7 protein-coding genes and 1 pseudogene are annotated in these 7,437 nt (G+C 61.3%); 3 read left to right on the forward strand and 5 right to left on the reverse strand.

Going from position 1 to position 7,437, the window contains the following annotated elements; translation table 11 throughout:
- Positions 1-102 precede the first annotated feature (102 nt).
- From HT737_RS27465 to HT737_RS27475, 3 genes are all read right to left on the reverse strand, one after another.
- Complete coding sequence (locus HT737_RS27465; RefSeq protein ID WP_182404396.1) at positions 103-2,484, reverse strand: DUF3772 domain-containing protein; 2,382 nt, start codon at positions 2,482-2,484, stop codon at positions 103-105.
- Positions 2,485-2,632: 148 nt separating this feature from the next.
- Complete coding sequence (locus HT737_RS27470) at positions 2,633-3,469, reverse strand: PhzF family phenazine biosynthesis protein (protein WP_182404397.1); 837 nt, start codon at positions 3,467-3,469, stop codon at positions 2,633-2,635.
- 70 nt (positions 3,470-3,539) lie between these two features.
- Positions 3,540-4,037 carry a GNAT family N-acetyltransferase gene (locus HT737_RS27475; RefSeq protein ID WP_306287281.1) on the reverse strand — a complete coding sequence of 166 codons (498 nt, stop codon included), beginning with the start codon at positions 4,035-4,037 and terminating at the stop codon, positions 3,540-3,542.
- Between the two features lie 219 nt (positions 4,038-4,256).
- On the opposite strand from HT737_RS27475, the gene HT737_RS27480 reads away from it, so the two are divergent.
- The gene (locus HT737_RS27480; protein WP_182404398.1) at positions 4,257-4,985 is read left to right on the forward strand and encodes a class I SAM-dependent methyltransferase; all 729 of its coding nucleotides are present in this window, start codon (positions 4,257-4,259) and stop codon (positions 4,983-4,985) included.
- Between the two features lie 26 nt (positions 4,986-5,011).
- On the opposite strand, the gene HT737_RS27485 is transcribed toward HT737_RS27480, so the two are convergent.
- Both HT737_RS27485 and HT737_RS27490 read right to left on the reverse strand, forming a co-directional pair.
- Positions 5,012-5,170 (reverse strand): DUF2986 domain-containing protein, encoded by a 159-nt coding sequence (locus tag HT737_RS27485; RefSeq protein WP_065118213.1) that lies wholly within the window; start codon positions 5,168-5,170, stop codon positions 5,012-5,014.
- Between the two features lie 48 nt (positions 5,171-5,218).
- Positions 5,219-5,918 (reverse strand): annotated as a pseudogene (locus tag HT737_RS27490) (phytanoyl-CoA dioxygenase family protein).
- Between the two features lie 277 nt (positions 5,919-6,195).
- On the opposite strand from HT737_RS27490, the gene HT737_RS27495 reads away from it, so the two are divergent.
- Together HT737_RS27495 and HT737_RS27500 are read left to right on the forward strand one after the other, a co-directional pair.
- Complete coding sequence (locus tag HT737_RS27495) at positions 6,196-6,891, forward strand: tRNA (adenine(22)-N(1))-methyltransferase TrmK (protein ID WP_182404399.1); 696 nt, start codon at positions 6,196-6,198, stop codon at positions 6,889-6,891.
- 73 nt (positions 6,892-6,964) lie between these two features.
- A partial coding sequence (locus tag HT737_RS27500) for a MerR family transcriptional regulator (RefSeq protein WP_182404400.1) occupies positions 6,965-7,437 on the forward strand: 473 nt, incomplete at its 3' end.

Raw genomic sequence — 7,437 nt, forward strand, 5'->3', positions numbered from 1 at the left:
CCCCCCCGTGCAGACTGACGCACCGCCATCGCTGGCAAGCCAGCTCCCACAGTAATCTCGGCCAGTAACCAAGTCCGTGTACACCGCAAAACCTTTTAGGGGTCACGGGCTCGACGCCGGTTTCGCCAGCGCAATCCCCTCATCCCCCAACCGCTTGAGAATCTCGAACAGCAGATCACTCTTGGTCCCGCCGACGATCCGTGGGCTGCCGACATAGCCCGTCACCGTCAAGGTGATGCCATCGGGCGAGAGTTTGCTGAAGCGCACGTACGACGCCGGTTTGTCGAGGATGTTTTCGTTTTCGCGGTAGGTGTTCAGCAGCAGTTCCTTGACCTGTTCCGGGTCGATGTCCAGCGGGAACATCAGCTCCAGGCTCGCCACCCCCTGGGCGCTGCCGCCGAGGGTGACGTTGCGCAGGTTCTGCGAAATCAATTGTGAGTTGGGCACGATCACGATGGAGCGGTCGCTGAGCTGGATTTCCGTGGCGCGCACGTTGATCCGGCGGATATCGCCTTCGACGCCGCTGATGCTGATCAGGTCGCCAACCTTCACCGGGCGCTCGGTGAGCAGGATCAGCCCGGAGACGAAGTTCTTGACGATTTCCTGCAAGCCGAAACCGATCCCCACCGACAACGCACTGACGATCCACGCCAGATTGGTCCAGCGCACGCCCAGTGACGACAGCGTCAGGAGAATGACCGTGGCATAACCGATGTTGGAAAACAGCGTGCTCAGCGACGCGCACATGCCCGGATCCATGTCGGTCTTGGGCAGGAATTCGTTGTCGAGCCAGCGGCGCAGGGCGCGGATCAGGTAGATACCGATCAGCAGCGCCAGCACGGCATTGATCAGGTGCGCAGGGACGATGTTCAGCTTGCGCAAGCCGGCGCCACCGAGAATGCCCAGGACATTGCTGGTCAGTTGCCCGAACGTGGTGCCGATGCCGCCGACGAACAAGGTGATGACCGCCAGCAGCAACAGCCCGGCGCGGCTGGCACCGGACAGCACAATCGAGATCTGTTCCAGCCGCCGGTCGCCCAGGCCCAAAGTCTGCTTGAGCGTCTTGCCCGCCGAGTAGCGCGGCGAGAACAGGTACTCGCAGGCGTCCTTGACCACTTGCACCAGTAAATAGAACCCGGCCAGCACGATATAGGCCCATACCAGCTCAAAAGTGATGAAGCGGGCCAGCGACACGTAGCCGGTGAGCAAGGCCAGCGCCGACACGCCCATGCACACCGTGGCGATGCTGTAGATCGCTCCGGCAAACGTGCTGGCGGCCTCCGGTTCATTGGCGATGATCAACGCCTTGCGCACTTTGCCGACGCGCAACAGCAACGGCACCAGAATCACGATCACCACGATGGCGATCACCCCGCGCTGGGCGATCACGATCTGGCTGCTCATGCCGGTGGCGTTGCTGACTTGCACCAGCGTCACCAGCACCAGCAGGGTGGCGGCGAGAATCCTCGGATAGGGGCGCAACGCCAGCGCCACCGAATCGGCCATCGCCGGCAGCCGCCATGAAGGATGCTGGGTCGACAGCAGTGCGCGGCTCAACGCGGTGATCAGGACGCAGGCGTAAACGGCTTTTTCGAATTCTTCGGAAAAAGTCTGCAGCACTGGCGTCAACGGCTCGTGACGGGTGCAGGCATAGAACAGCAGGTGCAGGGCGATGGCTGTGGTGCCCAGGGTCGCCAGCGCCGAGGCGAAGGCCAGCGCGCTGCGACGCAGGCGACCTTCCGGCATGCGGTGGATGCACAGCCAGGTCAGGCCACGTTCGGCGAGTCGGCGGCCGACCGTCCAGAAAGCCAGCGCCAGCAGCACCAGCACACAGGTGAAAAACCGTTCCCCCGGGGCCCAGACGGTGGCCCAGGTGAGGTTCACCTGATCGATGAAAAACTTCAGGCGCTGACGATCATCCGGTTCCGGCACCACCAGCGGCGACCAGAAGGCCGGGCTCAGAATGCTGTCGGTGCGCAGCGTCAGTTCGCTTTCGAGCAATGTGCGGCGAATCCCGGCAATTTGCGTGATCAGCTCGGCTGCGCTCTGCTTGAGCGCGGCAAGGCTTTTGAGCGTGGCATCGACCTTGTTTTTTTGCTCGTTGAGCTGCGCCCGTTGTGCGGCGATTTCCGCCTGTTCGGCGGCAATCTGCGTATCCGGTGCGGCGCCGAGCACCCCCAGTTGCACCGCCAGTTGCGCCTGCTGCGGCAACAACGATGCGGACAACCGATCGACATCCAGAATGAACGTCTGCACCCGGTCCTGCGGGCCTTCGAGCTGGTTGTAATTGTTGGCGGCGGAAATCTGCTGCTTCAGTCCGTCGAGACGCAATTGCAAGGCTTGCAGATCACTTTGCGAGACCTCCACCAGCGGCGCCGCAGTGGTCGCCGAGGGCGCCGGCAAATCCGCCGCGCACAGCAGCGAACTGCCCGCAGCGAGCACGGTCAGCGCGACAAAAAACAATGCCTTCAATGTGTTGCGCATCGGAGGGGCCGGTTCTCGTTGATCACACAATCTATGAGGTTAGGTGATCGAACCGGGCACGGCGGAAAATTTCCGGTTAGCAGGGCGGGGGCGTGCGTGTTTTGCTGTGGTTGTCCTCATAATGCCGCAGCCTGGCATCCATGGCTCATCAAAATACCACCCGGCCGGAAATGCAGTGCTGAACGGCACCGCCGACCCAGACGGTGCCGTCCACGCTCTGGATGTGCAATCGGCCGCGGCGGCCGATGGCGGTGCCTTGGCTCACGGTGTAGCGGTCGCCAAGGATGCCTGAGCCGATCAGCCACTGAGCCAGGCTCGCATTGAGGCTGCCGGTGACGGCGTCCTCGGCGCATTCCTCGCCCATGAAGGCTCTGACTTCCACGTCCGTTTCAGCGTCTGGACCCACCCACGGCGCAATAACCCCGACATTCAGCCCCCGCAGCGCCGCGTAATCAGGCTTGATCGCCAACACGTCTTCGCGACTCGCCAACAACACGCCCGCCCAACCCGGGCCGTTATCGACCCATTGGCTCGCGCGGATCTGCCCGGTGGAGAGGCCGAGTGCTTGTTCGATCAGGTTGAGCGTCGTTGCCTCCAGCGGCCCGCTGCGCACCAATGGTGGCGCGGAGAACGCCAGTTGCGCACCTTGTTTGCGTACCCGAATCAAGCCCGCCGGGCACTCCTGAATAATCTCGACCTGCTCATGGTCGTTGTTCTGCGCGAGCCACACTTTGCAGCTGCCCAGGGTGGGATGCCCAGCGAAGGGCAACTCTCGCAACGGTGTAAAGATTCGGACACGGTAGTGCGCGTCCGGCGCCTCGGGCTTCAATAGAAAAGTGGTCTCACTGAGTTGCGTCCAGCGGGCGAACGCCTGCATCTGCTCGGTCGTCAGCCCATCTGCATCCACCACCACGGCCAGCGCATTACCTTCGTAGGGGTGATCGGCGAATACGTCGACTTGTTCGAACTGCAGCGAGCGTGTCATTGAATGTCCTTGCAGGTTGAGTCAGGGAAGGTCTTTTACGCCGAGGGATTCGGATCACGGCTGCTGACTGTCAGGCGCCGGTCCATGACATTTCGATATGCGTGTCGGTTGTGCCAGTCCGGCGAAAGCCCAGTCGTTCATAGAGCTTCTGCGCCAATGTGTTCGTGCGAAAAGCGCCCAACTGCAAAGGCACCTTGCGGGCAGCAGCTTGCAGCTGGAGGTTCCTCAGAATGCGCGAGCCAATGCCTTTGCCTTGGTACGCCTGCGAAATAGCGATGTTCTGAACATGGATTCGATCTTCTTTGTCCAGAATCTGCACGTATCCAACAATCCGGCCATCTTGTTCAATAATCGAAGTGGCTGCGCAGGCGAATTCCGCTGTGAAATTTGCCCGTTGCCACTTCTCATCCCAGCCCCATATTTTTTCGATGTGCTCGCGAAAGACTGCTCGATGCAAGTCAAAGAGGGTTGTCTGGTCACCATCGGTGGCGGGGCGTAGCGTCATGCGGGTCTCTGATTTGTGCTTTTGGCTGTTGCTGAGGCTAGCGGCTGCAACAATAAACGGCAATTCGGATTGATCATGGCCCGCCGCATCTGACTGCCCCCGGACAATCACAACGCCACCCGCTCCACAAGCCTGCTGAACTCCAGCGGATGACCGGGGAATTTCGCCGGTTATAAGCTACAGCCGATCCCTATTCCCGGCAGGAATGTGGCCTATGAAATGATTCGATTTTTCTTGTCTCGTTTCCCGGCGTAGCGTGCCCCAACGACAAGGAGAATCATCGTGGCCTCATCCTCGACCAACCCTGCAGCAAAATTCGACACCTCGCGCGCCAGCGAGTACGCCAGACAGAGCCGTATCGCACTGGCCGGTTACGACGCCTGTCACGATCTGGCGGCTTGCATGTTGGCGGCCACGCTCGGCCCGGCGCGGGCGGCAAACGTGCTGGTGGTGGGCGCGGGGGGTACGGCGCAGGAAATCATCGCAATGGCCGCGCTGGAGCCGGACTGGCGTTTCACCGCTGTCGATCCTTCGGCACCCATGCTGGACGCCGCGACGCAGCAATTGCAGGCCCACGAATTACTGCACAGAACGCAGCTGCATCTCGGGCATGTCGATGACTTGCCGGCCGCCCCATCCTTCGATGCGGCAACATTGATCGGCGTGCTTCATCACCTCAAGGGTGATGAACCCAAACAACACATCCTGTGCTCGGTCCAGGCGCGGCTGAAACCGGGCGCACCGCTGATTGTGGCGGGCAATCATTACGCCTATGCCAGCCAACCGTTATTGCTGCAGGCGTGGGGGCAGAGATGGCGGCAGCAAGGCGCGAGTGCTGAGGAGGTGGTCGCCAAGCTCGGGAAAATCCTGCAGGGCGCGGATCCGCCGCATTCCGAAGCAGCGGTTCAGGCGTTGTTGCATAAGGCGGGATTTGGCCAGGCGACGCGCTTCTTCAGCAGTCTGTTCTGGGGCGCGTGGCTGGCGTGCCGACTGCCTGTCTCAGCCGACTGAGTGTGATCGAAACCTGAATTGCAGAATCAGCTCTCGCTGCTCTCAACCGGCTCGGCCGCCGCTTCGGCAGCCATCTTTGCGCGGTCGGCCTTGCTGATGTATTTGGGCTTTTTCGGCGCCAGTTTGGCGCTGGCCTTTTTGGCCTTTTCCTTGAACAACTGCTGCAGTTTCTTTTGGCGGTTCATGTTTCTACTCGGTGAAGTGGAGCCGGGCATGTGCCCATCAAGCGCGCATTAGAACCGGGTCGCAGCCATTTGGCGAGCCTGTTGCAGCGATGCGGGATCAAACTGCTCACGGGTGTCCATTCGCACACCGCGCAAGCCCGCTGTTTCCAGCTGCGTCCTATACAGCGCCTGCGCGCAATAGTTGATCAGAATAGAGCGCCGACGTGCGCCATTCACGTTGCGACTGCCCGCGTGGAGCAGATCGACGTCAAAACAGCAAAATGTCCCCCGCCGTCCCTGAAAGCTGCACGACAGCAGTCTCGTCGTTGGGGTCGAATGGTGGCTGTTGTGGTAAAGGTCGGTGACTGCCCGGGACGATGCGCGTGGCGCCGTTGTCGGGGCCGTAGTCATCGAAAAAGGCGATGGCGTTGACCATGTCGCCGGGCCGCTGGATCGACAAGTCGCGGTGCAGTTGCTGATGGCCTCCGCCGGCAAGCGGTTCGCGACCCTCGACCTGGGACAGGAAGAAGCGTTCGCCGATCAACTCGCCTGCCACCGTCAGAACCTGCGGCAGGCGACACACCGCTTGCACCGTTGCATCCAGGTCCAGCAGCGAATGGCGCCAGTCCATGCCGCGCGGTACCGGCCAGTGTTCCGATGCTTGCACATTCGCATCGAATATCGCGCGCAGGTCGGCGAGCCAATTCCCCGGGATCGCATCGCGCAGCAGCGCGTAACCTTGCCGGTGAAGCTGCTCGCGCTCGATCATGGCTTCGGTAACGTCAGGAAATCGCTGGTCAGCAGCGCGTCGAGGGCTGTGTTCAAGATTGATCTTTTCCAAGAGTGCATGGGTTGGTTTGAGACAGGGCTGCGCGCAGATTCGTAGACCGGCTGCCATGAGGATAGCCGACGCATGCGCCTCTGCATCGAGCTACGTCGGAACACCGGCGCGCGCGTCCGGATTTGAAATACCCGCCACCGCCCGCTAGAGTCGCGCCCCTTGTCCGGCCAGCAGCGCCGGCGATGGCTGGGGAAGAGGGCGGCAGTTGAACGAACACACATTGTCCATGCGACTGGAGCGGGTGGCGGCGCATGTACCGGCTGGCGCGCGGTTGGCGGATATCGGCTCGGATCACGGCTATCTGCCGGTGGCCCTGTTGCGCCGTGGCGCCATCGTTGCGGCGGTGGCCGGCGAGGTAGCGCAGACACCGTTCCATGCCGCGGTGCGCACGGTGCGCGACAACGATCTTCAGCCGTTCATCACTGTGCGTCTGGCCAGTGGCCTGGCGGCGATCGAGCCGTCCGACGGGATTACCGCGATCAGCCTGTGCGGCATGGGCGGCGAGACGATTCGTGACATTCTCGACAGCGGCAAGGCGCGTTTGCGCGGCCACGAACGGCTGATCCTGCAACCCAACGGCGGCGAGCAACCCCTGCGCCGGTGGCTGATGGATAACGGTTACCGCATCCTCGATGAGGAAGTGCTGCAGGAAAACCGTTTCTTCTACGAAATCATCGTCGCCGAGCGCGGTGCCCCGGTGAGCTACAGCGCCCGACAGTTGTACTTCGGCCCATTGCAGATGCAGGCGCGCAGTCCGACATTCCTCGCCAAATGGCAGCGTCTCTTACGGCAGAGACAGAAAACGCTGGCCAGTTTCAAACAGGCGCGCCAGGAAGTGCCCGAGGAAAAACTGGAAGAAATTTCGCGACAGATTCAGTGGATCACTGAGTTGCTGGCTTGATCTGCCGTGTTGGCGCTTGCGCTCCTTCAGGTTTAAAGTCAGCTTCAAGGTTAACGTGCTTGCGGAGTCGGACATGAGAATCGGTGAACTGGCAAAAATCAGCGGACTGGCGCCGTCGCGCATCCGCTTCTACGAAGCGAGCGGGTTGATCACTTCGGTCGCGCGCAAAGCCAATGGCTATCGCGATTACGCCCCCGACACACAGTGGGTGTTGCATATCATCACCGGCGCGCAGGCGGCAGGTTTTTCCCTGGAGGAAATCCGTCAGTTAATGCCGATGAATGCCAACGGTTGGCAGCACGACCAATTGCTCAGTGGCTTGAAGCAAAAGGTCGATGAAATCGAGGTGCTGCAGCAACGGCTGGCGCAGAACAAGGAACAACTGCTGCTGGTCATCAAAGGGATCGAGGGCAAACCTGCGGGGATGGCGTGTGCGGACAATGCGCAGAGGCTGATCCAACGGCTGTGCGAAGAAGGCGTGGCTTCTGCGCCCGACAAGCAGCCAGCAGCTGCGGCAAGAAAAACCAACGCCCGTCAGGCATCCAG

This window comes from Pseudomonas sp. MD195_PC81_125, from assembly GCF_014060985.1.
In the GTDB taxonomy this organism is placed as follows: domain Bacteria; phylum Pseudomonadota; class Gammaproteobacteria; order Pseudomonadales; family Pseudomonadaceae; genus Aquipseudomonas; species Aquipseudomonas parakoreensis.

Coding starts and splice junctions, on each gene's coding strand:
- HT737_RS27465 (WP_182404396.1), bottom strand. CDS start 2,484: ATGCGCAACACATTGAAGGCATTGTTTTTTGTCGCGCTGACCGTGCTC.
- HT737_RS27470 (WP_182404397.1), bottom strand. CDS start 3,469: ATGACACGCTCGCTGCAGTTCGAACAAGTCGACGTATTCGCCGATCAC.
- HT737_RS27485 (WP_065118213.1), bottom strand. CDS start 5,170: ATGAACCGCCAAAAGAAACTGCAGCAGTTGTTCAAGGAAAAGGCCAAA.